The organism is Dolomitihabitans soli, assembly GCF_022213955.1.
In the GTDB taxonomy this organism is placed as follows: Bacteria; Actinomycetota; Actinomycetes; order Streptosporangiales; family Streptosporangiaceae; genus Streptosporangium_A; species Streptosporangium_A soli.
Genome location: NZ_JAKNTW010000028.1, coordinates 81,092 through 97,250, shown reverse-complemented (window position 1 = coordinate 97,250; position 16,159 = coordinate 81,092). Strand labels below are relative to the sequence as shown.

General features: G+C 70.4%; 19 protein-coding genes. 17 read left to right on the top strand and 2 right to left on the bottom strand.

From position 1 onward, the window contains the following. The first annotated feature begins 19 nt into the window (after positions 1–19). The 15 genes from MBA17_RS38055 to dprA all read left to right on the top strand — a co-directional run bounded on the left by MBA17_RS38055 (position 20) and on the right by dprA (position 11,624). Entirely contained in the window at positions 20–478 is a 459-nt protein-coding gene (locus tag MBA17_RS38055; protein ID WP_238502464.1) for a DUF742 domain-containing protein, read from the top strand. Further along, the gene (locus MBA17_RS38050; protein WP_238502463.1) at positions 459–1,052 is read left to right on the top strand and encodes a GTP-binding protein; all 594 of its coding nucleotides are present in this window, start codon (positions 459–461) and stop codon (positions 1,050–1,052) included. The genes MBA17_RS38055 and MBA17_RS38050 overlap by 20 nt, the downstream gene beginning before the upstream one ends. Positions 1,053–1,128: 76 nt before the next feature. Continuing rightward, positions 1,129–2,682 carry a signal recognition particle protein gene (ffh, locus tag MBA17_RS38045; RefSeq protein ID WP_238502462.1) on the top strand — a complete coding sequence of 518 codons (1,554 nt, stop codon included), beginning with the start codon at positions 1,129–1,131 and terminating at the stop codon, positions 2,680–2,682. A 200-nt stretch (positions 2,683–2,882) separates the two neighbouring features. Then, positions 2,883–3,362 (top strand): 30S ribosomal protein S16, encoded by a 480-nt coding sequence (gene rpsP, locus MBA17_RS38040; RefSeq protein ID WP_238502461.1) that lies wholly within the window; start codon positions 2,883–2,885, stop codon positions 3,360–3,362. Position 3,363: 1 nt separating this feature from the next. Then, positions 3,364–3,606: an RNA-binding protein gene (locus tag MBA17_RS38035; protein ID WP_238502460.1), complete on the top strand. Its 243-nt coding sequence runs from the start codon at positions 3,364–3,366 to the stop codon at positions 3,604–3,606. Positions 3,607–3,677: 71 nt separating this feature from the next. Then, positions 3,678–4,193, top strand: a complete 516-nt coding sequence (gene rimM / locus MBA17_RS38030; RefSeq protein WP_238502459.1) for a ribosome maturation factor RimM — start codon at positions 3,678–3,680, stop codon at positions 4,191–4,193. 5 nt (positions 4,194–4,198) lie between these two features. Next, positions 4,199–4,975 (top strand): tRNA (guanosine(37)-N1)-methyltransferase TrmD, encoded by a 777-nt coding sequence (trmD, locus tag MBA17_RS38025; RefSeq protein WP_238502457.1) that lies wholly within the window; start codon positions 4,199–4,201, stop codon positions 4,973–4,975. 198 nt (positions 4,976–5,173) lie between these two features. Then, a complete protein-coding gene (rplS, locus tag MBA17_RS38020) occupies positions 5,174–5,539 on the top strand; it encodes a 50S ribosomal protein L19 (protein WP_238502455.1) in 366 nt (121 codons plus the stop codon). Positions 5,540–5,693: 154 nt separating this feature from the next. Further along, the gene (gene lepB, locus MBA17_RS38015) at positions 5,694–6,572 is read left to right on the top strand and encodes a signal peptidase I (RefSeq protein WP_238502453.1); all 879 of its coding nucleotides are present in this window, start codon (positions 5,694–5,696) and stop codon (positions 6,570–6,572) included. Then, the gene (lepB, locus tag MBA17_RS38010) at positions 6,569–7,153 is read left to right on the top strand and encodes a signal peptidase I (protein WP_238502451.1); all 585 of its coding nucleotides are present in this window, start codon (positions 6,569–6,571) and stop codon (positions 7,151–7,153) included. The genes lepB (MBA17_RS38015) and lepB (MBA17_RS38010) overlap by 4 nt, the downstream gene beginning before the upstream one ends. Positions 7,154–7,173: 20 nt before the next feature. Further along, the gene (locus MBA17_RS38005) at positions 7,174–7,860 is read left to right on the top strand and encodes a ribonuclease HII (protein WP_238502449.1); all 687 of its coding nucleotides are present in this window, start codon (positions 7,174–7,176) and stop codon (positions 7,858–7,860) included. A gap of 39 nt (positions 7,861–7,899) precedes the next feature. Continuing rightward, positions 7,900–8,223 carry a DUF2469 domain-containing protein gene (locus MBA17_RS38000; protein WP_238502447.1) on the top strand — a complete coding sequence of 108 codons (324 nt, stop codon included), beginning with the start codon at positions 7,900–7,902 and terminating at the stop codon, positions 8,221–8,223. A 186-nt stretch (positions 8,224–8,409) separates the two neighbouring features. Beyond that, the gene (locus tag MBA17_RS37995) at positions 8,410–8,763 is read left to right on the top strand and encodes a YraN family protein (RefSeq protein WP_238502446.1); all 354 of its coding nucleotides are present in this window, start codon (positions 8,410–8,412) and stop codon (positions 8,761–8,763) included. Beyond that, on the top strand, positions 8,764–10,308 hold the full coding sequence (locus MBA17_RS37990) for a YifB family Mg chelatase-like AAA ATPase (protein WP_238502445.1): 1,545 nt from the start codon (positions 8,764–8,766) through the stop codon (positions 10,306–10,308). Positions 10,309–10,493: 185 nt separating this feature from the next. Next, entirely contained in the window at positions 10,494–11,624 is a 1,131-nt protein-coding gene (dprA, locus tag MBA17_RS37985; RefSeq protein ID WP_238502444.1) for a DNA-processing protein DprA, read from the top strand. A 140-nt stretch (positions 11,625–11,764) separates the two neighbouring features. On the opposite strand, the gene MBA17_RS50710 is transcribed toward dprA, so the two are convergent. Next, positions 11,765–12,076 carry a pentapeptide repeat-containing protein gene (locus tag MBA17_RS50710; protein ID WP_455432930.1) on the bottom strand — a complete coding sequence of 104 codons (312 nt, stop codon included), beginning with the start codon at positions 12,074–12,076 and terminating at the stop codon, positions 11,765–11,767. Beyond that, positions 11,980–12,531 carry a hypothetical protein gene (locus MBA17_RS37980; RefSeq protein WP_238502443.1) on the bottom strand — a complete coding sequence of 184 codons (552 nt, stop codon included), beginning with the start codon at positions 12,529–12,531 and terminating at the stop codon, positions 11,980–11,982. Before MBA17_RS37980 ends, MBA17_RS50710 begins: the two co-directional genes overlap by 97 nt. Positions 12,532–12,583: 52 nt before the next feature. Here MBA17_RS37980 and MBA17_RS37975 point away from each other — a divergent pair, with 52 nt between their 5' ends. Together MBA17_RS37975 and MBA17_RS37970 are read left to right on the top strand one after the other, a co-directional pair. After that, positions 12,584–15,277 (top strand): helix-turn-helix transcriptional regulator, encoded by a 2,694-nt coding sequence (locus MBA17_RS37975; protein ID WP_455432929.1) that lies wholly within the window; start codon positions 12,584–12,586, stop codon positions 15,275–15,277. A 3-nt stretch (positions 15,278–15,280) separates the two neighbouring features. Further along, positions 15,281–16,159, top strand: coding sequence for an alpha/beta fold hydrolase (locus MBA17_RS37970; RefSeq protein WP_238502441.1), 879 nt, complete (start codon positions 15,281–15,283; stop codon positions 16,157–16,159).

Genomic DNA, 16,159 nt, shown 5'->3' with positions numbered 1-16,159 from the left:
AAATCCCTAGGAGGGCGCCGTGACAGGCCGCGGCTGGACTGGTGACGGCTATCCGTTAGGGGGCGGGCAGCCCTATCACCCGATGGACGAGGCCCACCGATACGCCGGCGGGCATCAGCATTTCGCGTCCGGGCCGGGGGAGCAGTCGTCCCTGGTCCGGCCGTACGCCGTGACCGGGGGGCGGACCGCCCCCCGCACGCAGCTCGCCATCGAGGCGCTGGTCTCCTCGGTGACCGCGCTTCATCATGATCTGACCAACCGAACCCCGGAGTACCAGGCGATCAGCTCGTTGTGCCGGCAGGTGCGGTCGGTCGCCGAGATCTCAGCGATGCTTCGTATCCCGCTCGGCGTGACCAGGATCCTGGTCGCGGACATGGCGGCGGAGGGGCTGGTTCAGGTGCACCAGCCCCAACTCGACGCGGGCAAGCCGGATCTCAACCTGTTGGAAAGGGTGCTCAGTGGACTTCGCAGGCTCTAATCGTGGTGGTGCGCTCACCTCCACGAAGATCGTTGTCGCCGGTGGGTTCGGCGTCGGCAAGACCACCTTCGTGGGGGCGGTCTCCGAGATCGTGCCGTTGACGACCGAGGCGGTGATGACCGACGCGGCCGCGGGCATCGACGACGTCAGAATGACACCGCACAAGACGACGACGACGGTGGCGATGGACTTCGGCCGGGTGTCGCTCGACCGTGATCTGATCCTCTATCTGTTCGGCACGCCGGGTCAGCACCGGTTCTGGTTCATGTGGGACGACCTGGTGCGGGGGGCCATCGGCGCGGTGGTGCTGATCGACACGCGCCGGCTGGCCGACAGCTTTCCCGCCGTCGACTACTTCGAAGAGGCGCGCCTGCCCTTCGTCGCGGCGCTCAACGGTTTTGACGGGCAGTATTCCCATGCTGAGGAGGAGGTCAGGGAGGCGCTCACGCTGGGGGCGCACATCCCCATCGTGCGCACCGACGCGAGATCGCGTGACTCCGTGAAGACGACCTTGATCACTTTGGTGGAGCACGCCCTGACGATTCGCATGGCCGTACCCGGTGGGGGCCGATGACCCTTCACGACCGGTTAGGCTGGGAGGCTGAGTCGCAGACGAGGCACGACCTGACGCGCAGAGGCTGGCCAATCACGTGTTCGAGACGCTTTCCGACCGCCTGACATCGGTCTTCTCCTCCCTTCGAGCGAAGGGACGGCTGTCCGAGGCCGACATCGACGCGACCTGCCGCGAGATCCGCATCGCGCTGCTGGAGGCCGACGTCGCCCTGCCCGTGGTGCGGGCCTTCGTCGCCCAGATCAAGGAACGGGCCCGCGGGAGCGAGGTCTCCCAGGCGCTCAACCCCGCGCAGCAGGTCGTGAAGATCGTCAATGACGAGCTGATCGAGGTGCTGGGCGGGGAGACCCGCAGGCTCCGCTACGCGAAGAACCCGCCGACCGTCATCATGCTGGCGGGCCTCCAGGGCGCGGGCAAGACCACCCTGGCAGGCAAGCTGGCCCGATGGCTGAGCGAGCAGGGTCACGTGCCGATCCTGGTGGCCGCCGACCTCCAGCGGCCCAACGCCGTGCAGCAGCTCGCCGTGGTGGCGGAGCGCGCCGGGGTGGCGGTCTTCGCGCCGCAGCCGGGCAACGGCGTGGGCGACCCGGTCGAGGTGGCCCGCGAGTCGATCGACCACGCCAAGCGGCAGCAGCACGACGTCGTCATCATCGACACCGCCGGCCGTCTGGGCATCGACCAGGAGCTGATGAGGCAGGCCGCCGACATCCGCGACGCGGTCTCGCCCGACGAGGTCCTGTTCGTGGTCGACGCGATGATCGGCCAGGACGCGGTGACCACCGCGCAGGCGTTCATGGAGGGCGTCGGCTTCGACGGCGTGGTGCTCACCAAGCTCGACGGCGACGCGCGCGGCGGCGCGGCGCTCTCGGTCAGGCACATCACCGGCAGGCCGATCATGTTCGCGTCGACCGGTGAGAAGGTCGAAGACTTCGACGCCTTCCACCCCGACCGGATGGCCTCCCGGATCCTCGACATGGGTGACGTCCTCACCCTGATCGAGCAGGCTCAGAAGACCTTCGACGAGGACCAGGCCGCCAAGATGGCGGGCAAGCTCACCTCGGGCGACGGGTTCACGCTCGAAGACTTCCTAGAGCAGATGATGATGGTCCAGAAGATGGGCCCGATCAAGAATCTGCTCGGCATGATGCCCGGCATGGGGCAGATGCGCGACCAGCTCAACCAGATCGACGACCGCGACCTCGACCGGGTCGCCGCCATCATCCGTTCCATGACCCCCGGCGAGCGCGCCGACCCGAAGATCATCAAGGGTTCGCGCCGCGAGCGCATCGCCAAGGGCTCCGGCGTCACCGTGACCGAGGTCAACAACCTGGTCGTGCGCTTCTTCGACGCCCAGAAGATGATGAAGCGGGTGGCCGGCGGCATGGGCATCCCCGGCATGCCGGGTGGCGGCAACCGCAAGGCGGCCAAGGCGGCGCAGAAGAAGGGCAAGAAGGGGCGCAGGGTCAGCGGCGACCCCCGGAAGGCCGCGCTGGGCAAGCCGAAGCCCGACGGGGAGCGGGCGCCCGCCGCGCTCCCGCCCGGTCTGGGCGGTCTCGGCGGTCAGCTTCCGCCGGGTCTCGAACTTCCGCCCGGTTTCGACCCGTCCAAGTTGAAGCTTCCCCCAAAGAACTGACTCTGTCCGGTATCGGTCAGGGATACCAGGCGGTTGCACCCCCGTTCGTCTGGCACAATGACATGTTGGAACAACGTGACCATGCGGGTGCCCTCTCACCCCCGCCGGTCGTGCCTGTCCCTCGGGCGGTCGTCCCGTCGTGCCCCACTCGATGAGAATGCCGTCCACCCACGCTCGAATGTCCAGGAGAGACCACACCCGTGGCAGTCAAGATCAAGCTCAAGCGGCTCGGCATGATCCGCAACCCGCAGTACCGCATCGTCGTCGCCGACAGCCGCACCAAGCGTGACGGCCGGGCGATCGAAGAGATCGGGCTGTACCACCCGAAGGAAGACCCTTCGCGCATCGAGGTCAAGTCCGAGCGTGCGCAGTACTGGCTGAGTGTCGGCGCGCAGCCGACCGAGCCGGTTCTGAAGCTCCTCAAGCTGACCGGCGACTGGCAGCAGTTCAAGGGCGAGCCCGCCCCCGAGCCGCTGAAGGTCGCGGAGCCCAAGCCCGACCGTCACGCGATCTACGAGGCCGCGGCCAGGGAGTCGCTGTCCGGCGACACCGGCGGCGCCTCGACCACGCAGCGCAGGCCCAAGAAGGCCCCGAAGACCGAAGAAGCAGTAGCCACCGAGGCCCCGGCGGCCGAGTCCCCGGCCAAGCCGGCCGAGGAGAAGCCGGAAGGCGAGGCCTGAAGTGCTTGAGGAAGCCCTCGAGCACTTGGTGAGGGGCATCGTCGAGCATCCCGACGAAGTTCAGGTCCGCGCCCGCCGCATTCGCACCGGGCGCGTGCTCGAGGTCCGGGTCCACCCCGATGACCTCGGCAAGGTGATCGGGCGTGGTGGCCGGACGGCCAAGGCGTTGCGCACAGTCGTCAACGCCCTGTCCGACGGCAAGTTCGTCCGAGTCGATCTACTCGACCTGAACGAAGCCCGCTGACGGCGTGAGCCAGGGAGCGGCCCGTGACTGCTGTCACGGGCCGCTCCTCCAGTATTGGAGGTAAGTTTCCCGTGCAGCTAGTCGTGGGCCGCATCGGCCGCCCGCACGGCGTACGCGGCGAGGTCAGCGTCGACGTGCGCACCGACGACCCCGCGCTGCACTACGCGCAGGGCTCCTCACTCGCCACCGAGCCGCCCGCCAGGGGGCCGCTGCGCATCGAGTCGGTCCGCGCGCACACCGGGTCCCTGCTGATCAGGTTCGAGGGCGTGGCCGACAGGACCGCCGCCGAGGCGCTCCGCGGCACCCTGCTGGTCGTCGAGTCCGACGCCGCGCCGCCCATCGAGGACCCCGACGAGTTCTACGACCACCAGCTCATCGGCCTCACCGTGGTGACCGTCGGCGGCGAGCAGGTCGGCCAGGTGACCGACGTCCTGCACCACGGCCAGGACCTCCTGGTCGTACGGCGCGGCACGGGCGACGTCTATGTGCCCTTCGTGCGCGCCTTGGTGCCCGAGGTGGACGTCGAGGGCGGCAGGCTGGTGGTGGACGCGCCCCCCGGGCTGCTCGACCCCGACGAGGCCGTCTGAGCCCCATGCGCATCGACATCATCTCGATCTTCCCCGAATACTTCGCCCCGCTCGACGTATCCCTGATGGGCAAGGCCCGCGACCGCGGCACCCTCGACATCTCGCTGCACCAGTTGCGGGAGTGGGCGCACGACGTCCACCGCACCGTCGACGACACCCCCTACGGCGGCGGCCCCGGCATGGTCATGAAGCCCGAACCCTGGGGCGAGGCCATCGACACGGTCATCGCCTCGCGCGAAGGCGCCCCCCGGCTGGTGGTCCCCACCCCGAGCGGACGCCCGTTCACCCAGGAACTCGCGGTGGAACTCGCCGACGAGCCGTGGCTGGTCTTCGCCTGCGGCCGCTACGAGGGCATCGACGCGCGGGTCATGCTGGAGTACGGCTCCCGCCTGCGCGTCGACGAGGTGAGCATCGGCGACTACGTCCTGGCGGGGGGCGAGGCGGCCGTGCTGGTGATGGTCGAGGCGATCGGGCGGCTGCTGCCGGGCGTGCTCGGCAACGCCCGCTCGGTGGCCGACGACTCCTTCGCGCCCGGCGCGATGCGGAACCTGCTCGAAGGGCCGGTCTTCACCAAGCCGCCGGAGTGGCGGGGGCACGAGGTGCCGGAGATCCTGCTGTCGGGGCACCACGGGAAGATCGCCCGCTGGCGGCGGGACGAGGCGCTCCGCCGTACCGCGCGGAACCGGCCCGAGCTGGTGGCGACGCTGGAGGAGGCCGGGCTCGACAAGCGCGACCGGGAGGTCCTCGCGGAGGGTGACGGCGGGGGCGGCGGCGCGGGATGACGCGTTGGTGCGAGAGGCACCTTGATGTTGGGTACACTTGACTGCTAGTGCCGACTGCCCGCTGGTCGGTGCGCTGCGGCCGGGCGGGAAGCTCGGCCTCTTAGACCATTCAGTCCAGCACGCGCGTCCCCTCCGACGCCGCGCCCACGCGCGGCCGGGTGGACCTCCGCGTGCTCGCGTCAATGAGGAACGGCTGTCATGCACACGCAGATCCAGGAGCTCGAGAAAGCCTCGATGCGCACCGACGTTCCGGACTTCCGTCCGGGCGACACGCTCGAGGTTCACGTCCGCGTCGTCGAAGGCAACCGGTCCCGTATCCAGATCTTCAAGGGGTTCGTGCTGCGCCGCCAGGGTGGCGGGCCGCGCGAGACCTTCACCGTGCGGAAGGTCAGCTACGGCGTCGGCGTCGAGCGGACCTTCCCGGTGCACAGCCCGGTCATCGAGAAGATCCAGCTCGTGAGCCGCGGCGACGTCCGCCGTGCGAAGCTCTACTACATGCGCGACCTGCGCGGCAAGGCCGCCCGCATCCGTGAGAAGCGTGAGGCGGTTCCCGCGGGTAAGTGAGCCCGTGTCTTGATGGCCCGTATCCGTTAAGGATGCGGGCCACAGACATGTACTGGGAAGGTAAGGGGTAATTGTCCGGTGAATCGCGACGCGCGGGTGTGCGGTGGCCTGCCCGCGGCCACTTGGCGCCAGGCATCATCTAGGCTCGTCAGCGATGACTAGCGAGGACCAGGGGCCTGAGGCAACCGCACAGCGCCCTGTCGAGGACGAGGTGCACGTGGTCGCGGAAGACACCAAGAAGCCTGGTAAGGGCGATAAGGATAAAAAGGGTTCGTTCTGGCGAGAGCTGCCCGTCCTCGTCGTCGTTGCCCTGGTCCTGGCGTTGATTATCAAGACATTCGTGATCCAGGCGTTCTACATTCCATCGGAGTCGATGGAGAACACCCTGCTCACCAACGACCGCGTCCTGGTGAACAAACTCGTTTACCACACTCGTGACATCGAGCGCGGCGACGTCGTGGTCTTCTCCGGCGTCGACTCCTGGGATCCCGAGATCCAGCTGGAGGAGCCCACCAACCCGGCCGCCGCCTTCTTCCGCTGGATCGGCACCGCGTTCGGCGTCGTCCCCGGCGAGAAGGACTACATCAAGCGGGTCATCGGAGTCGCCGGCGACAAGGTGAAGTGCTGTGACGCGAAGGACCGCGTCACCGTCAACGGGGTGCCGATCGACGAGAAGAGCTACCTCTACCCTGGCGACGTGCCCTCCCAGCGGTTCTTCGACGTCACGGTTCCGTCCGGGCGGCTCTGGGTGATGGGCGACCACCGCTCCGTCTCCCTCGACTCCCGGTCCCACATGGGCGACCCCGGCGGCGGCACGATCCCCGCCGACGAGGTGATCGGCCGCGCCTTCGTCATCGTCTGGCCGTTCGGCCGGGCCGCCACGCTGCCCATCCCCGACACGTTCGCCCAGCCCGCCCTGCATGCCGCGGCCGCGCTCGGCGGGGCGGCGCCGCTGCTCTTCGGATTCGCCGGGGCGTTCCCGCTGGTCCTGATCCGCCGCCGCGTCCTGCTGAAGCGGGACAAGGCCGGATGACCGTCGCGAAAGACGGTTCGAAGGCGGAATCCGCCCGCAGGAAGGGTGGGTTCCGCGAGACGGTCGGCCTGATCGTCGCGGGCATCGCGGTGGCGTTGTTGCTCCAGGCGTTCGTCATCGGCTCCTTCTGGATCCCCTCGGAGTCGATGGAGAACACCCTGAAGGTCGGCGACCGGGTCGTCGTCAACAAGCTGAACGGCTCCGCCGACCGTGGTGACATCGTCGTGTTCAAGGGCTGGGAGAACGGCGAGGACACGATCAAGAGGGTCATCGCCGTCGGCGGCGACACGGTCGAGTGCTGTGACAAGAAGAAGCGCATCACCGTGAACGGCACCCCGATCGAGGAGCAGGGTTACCTCTTCAAGGGCGACTTTCCCTCGGGCGACCCCTTCAAGGAGAAGATCCCCCCTGGTCGGCTGTGGGTGATGGGCGACCACCGCACCGGCTCCGCCGACTCCAGGGACGAGCGCCACGGCACGATCTCCGAAGACGACGTGGTCGGGCGTGCGTTCGCGATCTACTGGCCGTTCTCGCGGGCGACGATCCTTTCGCGGCCGGAGACTTTCGACCGGGTGCGCTAGGCGCGTAGTCTGCATATGTCATGACTGATGTGTTTCGCCCTCGGCCGAGCGTCGTCAGGCGGGATTCGGGGCTCTACGCGTACGAGCGCGCCCTGACCCGGCGAGGACTCGGCCCCATCGCCGGGGTCGACGAGGCGGGCAGGGGAGCCTGCGCCGGGCCCCTCGTGGTGTCCGCGGTGGTCCTCGGCAAGGAGATCGACGGGCTCTGTGACTCCAAGCTGATCGCGCCCGCCAAACGGGAGATGCTCTACGACCGCATCCTCGCCACGGCGAAGGGAGTCGCGACCGTGGTCATCCCCCCGGCGGAGATCGACGCGCGCGGACTGCACAAAAGCAACGTCGCCGGCATGCGACGCGCCGTCGCCCGGCTATCCTGTGATCTTGGCTATGTGCTCACCGACGGTTTCCCCGTCCCGGGGCTGCCGGTGCCGTCGCTGGCGGTGTGGAAGGGAGACCAGGTCGCCGCGTGCGTCGCGGCGGCGTCCATCGTTGCCAAGGTGACCAGGGATCGGATGATGACGGCACTTGACGAACACCATCCCGAGTATGGCTTCGCCGTACACAAAGGGTATGTCACAGTGCGTCATCGACTAGCGCTCGACAACCACGGACCGTGTTCGCATCATCGTTTCTCCTTCATCACGGTGGCGCGGTCGGGGCTGGGTAGCGAGATAGGTGAGAATGAGGTGGGGGCCGGTGTCGCCTGACCGGGCGGGCCGGGGGTGGCGTGTGACAGGAGGATCGGGATGAGCGCGGAAGATCTCGAAAAGTACGAAACCGAGATGGAGCTGCAGCTCTACCGTGAATACCGCGACGTCGTCGGCCTGTTCACCTATGTCGTGGAGACCGAGCGGCGGTTCTACCTGACCAACTCGGTCGACCTCGACGTGCGCACGGCCGAGAACGGCGACGTCTTCTTCGACGTGAAGATGCAGGACGCGTGGGTGTGGGACATGTACCGGCCGGCGAGGTTCGTGAAGAACGTGCGAGTCGTCACCTTCAAGGATGTCAACGTCGAGGAACTGGCCAAGCCCGACCTGGAAATGCCCAAGGACGGCTTCAACACCTGATCTGGCCGTGAGATGGCGGCCGGCCGCTTCCGATCGGCCTGGGGGCTCCACGGCGCCTGGGCCCATGGTCGTTCGCGGCGTAGCCGAGGGACGTTATCCACAGGGGGCCTACTCGTCCACAGGCGGCTGATGAACGCCTGAGCGACCCCGTGAAGTGCGGCAGGGTTCGGGGCCGGAGGTGGTCCCATGGCCGCGAAGGACGAGTTGGGCAGGGCCGGCGAAGAAGTCGCCGTGAAGTTCCTGCAAGCCCACGGGATGCGGGTGCTCGAGCGCAACTGGCGATGCCGAGACGGCGAGATCGACGTGGTCGCGTGCGAAGGGCGCGCCCTCGTCGTGGTGGAGGTCAAGACCCGCTCAGGCCGCAGCCACGGCACCGCCATGGAAGCGGTCGGCCCGGCGAAGCTGGCCCGCCTGCGACGTCTCGCCGGCAGATGGCTGGCCGACGATCATCGGCAGTTCGACTCGGTCCGCATCGATGTCGTGGCCCTGGAGCGCTCGGCGGGAGACTTCTCCATCCGCCACGAACGCGGGGTGAGCTGAGTGGTCGCCCGCACCCGCTGCGTCGCCATCGTCGGCGTGACCGGCCACGTCGTCGAAATCGAAGCCGACATCTCGAACGGTCTGCCCGGGATGCATCTCATCGGCCTGCTCGACACCGCGCTGAGCGAGGCCCGCGACCGAGTGCGTTCAGCCGTGACCAACAGCAGATACGGCTGGCCGGAGACGCGCATCACCGTCAGCCTGTTCCCGGCGAGCCTGCCCAAGCGCGGCAGCCAGTTCGACCTCGCGATAGCCGTGAGCCTGCTCGGAGCGGCGGGCGTGGTGCCGATCGAGCGCATCGCCGAGCCGTTCTTCCTGGGCGAGCTGGGGCTCGACGGGCGGCTCAGGGCGGTCCGCGGCGTCCTCCCCGCAGTGGTCGCCGCCGTAGAGGCGGGAGCGACCAAGGTGGTCGTGCCGTCGGCCAACGCCGACGAGGCGAGGCTGGTCCCCGGCGTCAGCGTCGTGGCCGTGCGAGACCTCCGCCAACTCGTGGAGTGGCTCGGCAACGACGACCCCGCCTCCTTTCCCGAGGACGAAGACCCGGCACCGTCGCCGGAGCCGCTCCCCGCCGAGTCGACCGGCCGGCCGCCCGATCTGTGCGACGTGGCGGGCCAGCCGATGGCGCGGAAGGCGCTGGAGGTGTGCGCGGCAGGCGGTCACAACCTGTGGATGGTCGGGCCTCCTGGCACCGGCAAGACCATGCTGGCCGAACGGCTTCCCGCCCTCCTCCCGCCCCTCCTGCTCGATCACGCCCTGGAGGTGACCGCGATCCACTCCATCGCGGGAGCCCTGTCTCCCGGGCACCCGCTCCTGGTCACCGCTCCCTTCATGGCGCCACACCACACGGCGACGGTCGCCGCCATGGTCGGCGGCGGCAGCTCGATCCCCCGCCCCGGAGCCGTCTCGCTGGCCCACCGAGGGGTTCTCTTCCTCGACGAGGCCCCGGAGTTCGCGATGGCCGTGCTCGACTCGCTGCGCCAGCCTCTGGAGTCCGGGGCCGTCACCGTCGCCCGGGCAGCGGGCACCGTGACCTTCCCGGCGCGCTTCATGCTCGTGCTGGCCGCCAACCCGTGCCCGTGCGCCCAGGTGTCGGAGGCGGCGGGGTCCTGTAAGTGCACTCCGTCGGCGAGACGCCGCTACCTTGCCCGCCTGTCCGGCCCGCTCCTCGACCGGATCGACGTGAAGGTCACCGTGGGCCGCTCCACCCGCAGGGAGCTGATGGCGGATCGGCGTTTCGCCGAGCCCAGCAAGGTCGTCGCCGAGCGCGTCCTGCAGGCCAGGGAGCGGGCGGCCAAGCGCCTTTCGAGCACTCCCTGGACGACCAACTCCGAGATCCCCTCCAGCGCCCTGCACGGCGAGTTCCGCCCCTCCGACACCGCCATGAAGCCACTCACCACCGCCCTCGACAGCAGCACCCTCAGCGCCCGGGGTCTCGACCGGGTCACCCGCATGGCCTGGACCCTCGCCGACCTGTCCGGCAAGAAACGCCCGGAGATCGACGAGACCTCCGCCGCCCTCACCCTGTGGCTCGGAGCCGGCCAATGACCGCCCACCTGTCCCCACCGCCGGACGGCGTCCCCGCATCCCACCGCCCGACGCGGGACGGCGACGCTACGAGCGCTGACGGCACGGGGGATATCGGCGTTGGCCCGCACCTGAAGGACGGGGAACGCGCTGCGCGGCCCCCCTTGGCGGCTGGGGAGGATGAGCGGCTGGCTCGTGTGGCGTTGATGAGAGCGGCCGAGCCCGGTGACGCTCTGATGGGCCGCCTGGTCGCCCTCAGCGGCCCGGTCGAGGCTCTTGCCCAGATTCGGCGTGGTCTGCTGGCATCGGAGGTCCGTGGAGACCGGCGGGAAGGGTGGGAGAGGTTCGGCCGGCACCTGGAAGGACGCCTGGCCGGGTGGCGGGCGAGATTGCACGCCGCCGACCCGGTCCGCGACCTCGCCGCCGGAGAACGCCTCGGCGCCCGGCTGATCGTCCCTGGTGAGATCGAGTGGCCGACCCAGCTCGACGATCTCCACGAGTCCCGCCCCCTCGCCCTGTGGATCGAGGGCTCGGCGAACCTCCGGTTCTCCTGCCTGCGCTCCCTCTCCATCGTGGGCGCACGTGCGGCCACCGCGTACGGCACGCATGTCGCCGCGTCCTTCGGCGCGGAGTTGAGCGACGCCGAGTGGACGGTGGTCTCGGGCGGCGCGTACGGCATCGACGGGGCAGCGCATCGCGGTGCGCTCGCGGGACGGTCGCCCACGATCGTCGTCCTCGCCTGTGGTACCGATTTCTGTTACCCGAGCGGCCATCAGGACCTGTTCGCCGCGGTGCGCGACCAAGGCGTCGTGATCAGTGAATGCCCACCGGGCACGCACCCCACCCGCAGCCGTTTTCTCGTCAGGAACCGATTGATCGCAGCGCTTTCACGAGGCACGCTGGTCGTCGAGGCGGCCCTGCGCAGCGGCGCGATCAACACCGCCAACCACGCCCTCGCCCTGCATCGGCATCTCGGCGCCGTCCCCGGCCCCATCACCTCCGAAGCCTCCCAGGGCTGCCACCACCTGCTTCGCCAGGGCAAGGCTCAGTGCGTCTCCAGCGGCGAAGAGGCCATCGACCTCGTCGGGGCCATCGGCGACGATCTCGCCAGGGAGGTGCGGGGCCCCGTTGTGCCACGAGACAGCCTCAGCTCGGAGGCCCGGCGAGTGCTCGATGCGATCCCCACCCGCGGCGCGGGCCCGGCCACGATAGCCGTAGCCGCTCAGGTCACCCTCGACACCGCCCTGAGCTGCCTCGGCAACCTGGCCGCCGCCGGTTACATCCGGCGCACCCGCCAAGGCTGGCGTGTCAGTCCCGATGGCTACTCGTCGACGTGATCGAGTTCGTGGCCCTCCGCTCGGGTCGCCGTCACCAGAGGCGAAGTAGCTGCGAGTGACCGGGCGTTCCCGGACGGCTTGTTAGCGAGCAACCCGCCCCCCCGCAGAGAACAGGACGCGCCCCGAGTCTCGTTGGTGAGCTACTCCGGCAGTGGCCCGAACTTAGTGTCCGAGTCAACCGTGGCTACCGTCTGTACCTGCTGCTCAGTCCTCCCGCTTATACCCGTCAGGTTCGCGCCGGACAGGTTCGCGCCGGACAGGTTCGTGCCCCTCGAGTCGGCGGCGTCCAGGTTCGGCCTTTGGGGAGGATCGGCACGGGTTTTGGCGCTACGCCAAAGGGGCTTGCATTCGGTACCTAGGTACAGGTTTGCCGTCGAGGTATGACACAGAACGTCGCCCTTGACCTGGGATGGCTCCCTCCGCGTGCACTCTGCCCGCCGCCGAGCAGCCACTGCGGGTGGCCGAGTTCGACGCCCTGTTCGCCGAAGAGGTCCAGGCCGTCGTGCGGCCGGAGCCGACACGGCTGCGGTTGGAGCTCGTCTTCTGCCGTGACCATGCCGCCCGGGCTGCCGAGCCGGCCGTGCGGGAGAACGGCTGCTGCAAGCAGCAGTGGCGTGGCGGCCAGCAGCCGCCGGCTGTCGCCCCCGGCCAGCCCGGAGAAGACGATCACGTAGTCGACGCATGGGGTCAGCAGCACCAGCAGCACGCGGAGGCGCACCGCCTGGTCCGCGGGCAGGAAGGCGAACATGGCCGCGACCACCAGCGGCACCACGAAGAAGTTCACCACCAGAGCGGCCGCCAGGAACCGGCCCGCGCGCAGCGAGCGCACCAGCTCAGCCGCGGGCACCTGCAGGAACGTCACATACAGCAAGGCCGCCAGCACCGGGTTGATCGCATACTCCAGCACCGGCCCCAGCCCCGGGGCGACCGACGGCCGCCCCCCTTTACAGTGGATTTCTGTGCTTTACGGAAGATCTGTGGAAAGCAGCGCGCTCGACGAGGTGATCGCACAGGCCCGCCATGGCTGCGGCGGGGCGGTGGTGCTCCGGGGTGAGGCCGGCACGGGCAAGACCGCCCTGCTCGACGCAGCGGCCGCGCGGGGTGAGGCGATGAGGGTGCTGCGGACCAGCGGCGTCGAGTCCGAGTCCGACCTGGCGTTCGCGGCGCTGCACCAGCTGCTGTGGCCGGTGTCCGGATTGCTCGACGCGCTGCCCGGGCCGCAGCGCGACGCCGTGCGAGCGGCCCTGGGGCACGCCGCCGGCGGCGCGGGCGACCGCTTCCTACTGGGCGCCGGCGTGCTGTCGTTGCTGGTCGAGGCCGCCAGCCCGGAGGGCCTGATCTGCGTGGTCGACGACTTCCAATGGGCCGACCGGGCCTCGGCCGACGCGCTGCTGTTCGCCGCCAGGCGGCTGGGCACCGAACGGATCGCGATGGTGCTCGCCGTCCGCGGCGATGCTCCCGTCAAGGGCGTGCCGTCGACGGTGGGCGTGCGCGGCCTGCCCAAGGACGCCGCAGCCGAGCTGCTGGAGTCCCGGCACGGGCTGCTGGCCGCCCCGGTGAGACGGGAACTCATCACGCTGACCGGGGCTAACCCCCTGGCCCTGATCGAGATCGCCGCCCGGCTGACGCCCGCGCAACTCGCCGGCCGCGAACCGCTGCCCGACCCGCTGCCCGGCGGCGCCCGGCTTTTCGGCGACCGGGTGACCGGCTTGTCGGCCCCCGCCCGGCTGGTCGCCCTGCTCGCCGCCGTCGAGACCGACCTCGAGGTGGTCCTGCGTGCCGCCGAGCGGCTGGCGGCCGGGGCGGCGGGGTCGGGGGCGGTGGCGTCAGTGGTGGCGGCGGCCTTCGCCGAGCTGGAGGAGAGCGGGCTGGCCGAGGTGTCGGGCACCGGCGTGCGCTTCCGTCACCCGCTCATGCGATCTGCGATCCACGAGGCGGCCGCCCCCGCCGAGGTCCGCCACGTGCACGCCGTTCTGGCGGAGCTGACCGCGGGCGACCGTAGGGCCTGGCACCTGGCCGGAGCCGCCCTGGGCCAGGCCGAGCCGGTCGCCGTCGCGCTGGCGGAGGCCGCCGAGCGGGCTCGCGACCGCGGCGGGTACGGCGCCGCCGCCACCGCCCTGACCAGGGCCGCCGAGCTGACCCCCGAGCCGCGCGCCCGCGCCGTCCGGCTGAAGGACGCCGCCGTGGCGGCCTGGCTCGCTGGCCGGCCGGGACAGGCGGAATCGCTGCTGGCCGAGGCACGCGAAGGGGTCGGCAGGGATATCACGCTCGCGATGGAGATCGCCCAGCTCCGGGGCCGGTTCGAGCTGAACTCGGGCAACGCCGCCGAGGCCGTGCGAATCCTGGCGGCGGGCGACAGCCTGGACATGCTGGCCGACGCCGTGGAGGCGGCCTCGTACGTCGGCGATACGGCGGCCATCGTCGAGCTCGGCCGGCGGGCGGCGGCGCACCCCGAGGGGTTCTTGCGGGACACGGTGGCCGGGATCGGGCTGACTCTGAACGGTGACGCTGCCGGGCCGGGCCTGCTGCGGCGGGCACTGGCGCGGGCCGGCGAGCTGGAGGATGCGGCGGGCTACCTGTGGGCGACGGCCGCGGCCAGCGCTCTGGGCGAGTCGGATCTGGCGACCGAGATGGCCGAGCGGGCCGGGCGAGTGGCCAGGGTGTCGGGGATGACCGGGCAGTTGCCCGTCGTGCTGGAGTTCGTGGCGACCGCCGACCGCCTCGCCGGGCGGCTCGCGCGCAGCCAGGCCGTCTCCGAGGAGGGCCTGGCGCTGGCGCGGGAGGCCGGTTACGAGAACACGGTGGCCGCGCACCTGGCCAACCTGGCGGTGCTGGCGGCTCTGCGCGGCGAGGAGGAGCCCTGCGAACGGCAGGCCCGCGAGGCGCTGGCCATCGCCCTGCCGCACCGGGTGGGACTGCGCGCGGGGGTGGCCGCGTACGCGCTGGCGATGCGCGAGTTGTGCCTGGGCCGCTACGCGTCGGCGCACGACCGTTTCCGGGCGATCGCGGTGGCGGGGCCGGGCGCGGGGCATCCGACCGTGGCGTGGCGGGCCACGCCGGACCGGGTCGAGGCCGCGGTGGGCGCGGGCGACGAGGCCGGCGCGCGGGCGGCGCTTTCGGCCTACGAGCGGTCGACCGAGCACGCCGCGACGTCCGAGTCGCGCGCACTGCTGGCCCGCTGCCGAGGCCTGGCCGAATCGGCGGAGGAGGCTTTCGGCGAGGCGCTGCGGCTGCACACCAACCCGTTCGAGGCGGCCAGGACGGCCCTGCTGCTGGGCGAGCGACTGCGCCGCGCGCAGCGGCCGGGCCAGGCGCGAGCGCATCTGCGGATGGCGTGGGAGACCTTCGAGCAGGCCGGCGCCCGGCCGTGGGCGCGGCGCGCGCAGGAGGAGCTGCGGGCGGCGGGCGAGAACGGCGGCGCCCCGCCCTCCGGTGTGCTCGACGCGCTGACCCCGCAGGAACTGCGCATCGCGGGCCTGGTCGCCGACGGCTTGTCGAGCAAGCAGATCGCCGCCCAGCTCTTCCTGAGCCCGCGTACGGTCGAGTACCACCTGTACAAGATCTATCCGAAGCTGGGCATCGGCTCCCGCACGGATCTGGCGCGGCTAGTAGTTCTACAGAAGGCGCCCGTAGCCGGAGACGACATGCTGTGAGCCATGCACAACGTGACCATCTGGAGTGAGGAGTTCGGCGCCGAGACGGACGCGCCGATCCTGTTGATCATGGGTTCGATGTCGCAGGGAATCCTGTGGCCGGACGAGCTCGTCGGCCGGCTGACGGCTGGAGGCCGCCGGGTGATCCGGTACGACCACCGTGACACCGGCATGTCGGGCACCGTCGACTTCGCGGCCGAGCCGTACACCTGGGACGACATCAAGAACGACGTCTACCGCGTGCTGGAGGCCCACGGCCTGGACAGCGCCCACCTGGTGGGCCATTCGGCGGGCGGGCTGCTCGGCCAGCTCATCGCCGTGGAGGCGCCGGAGCGGGTGCGGTCGCTGACCGCCGTCGCCTCCTCGCCGCTCGGCGGCGGCGAGGGCCAGGTGCTCCTGCGGGCCCTGATGGGCCAGCCGCAGCCCGAGGGCAGCCTGCCGGAGCCGGAGCCGGAGTTCGTGGAATTCTTCCGCGCGCTGATGGCCGCCCCGCCCGCCCAGGACCGCCGCGCGCTGATCGACAGCATGATCGCCGAGCAGCGCGTGCTCCACGGCACCGGGCTGCCGTTCGACGAGGACGCGGCGCGCCGACTGCAGGAACGCGTCTACGACCGGGCCCGCGACCTGTCGGCGGTGGCCAACCACCGGCTTGCCGCAGGGGCCAGCCCCGACTTTGAGCCGGTGGGCGCGCTGCACCGGGTGAAGGCGCCCACGCTGGTCATCGAGGGCAGCCACGAGCCGGTCAAACCGGGTCACGGCGCGATCACCGCCGAGCAGATCCCGGGGGCGCGGCTGATGATCGTGGCGGGCATGGGGCACACGCTGCCGCTGGAGACCCACCAGGAGATGGCCGACGCGATCCTCACGCACACGGCCGAGTGA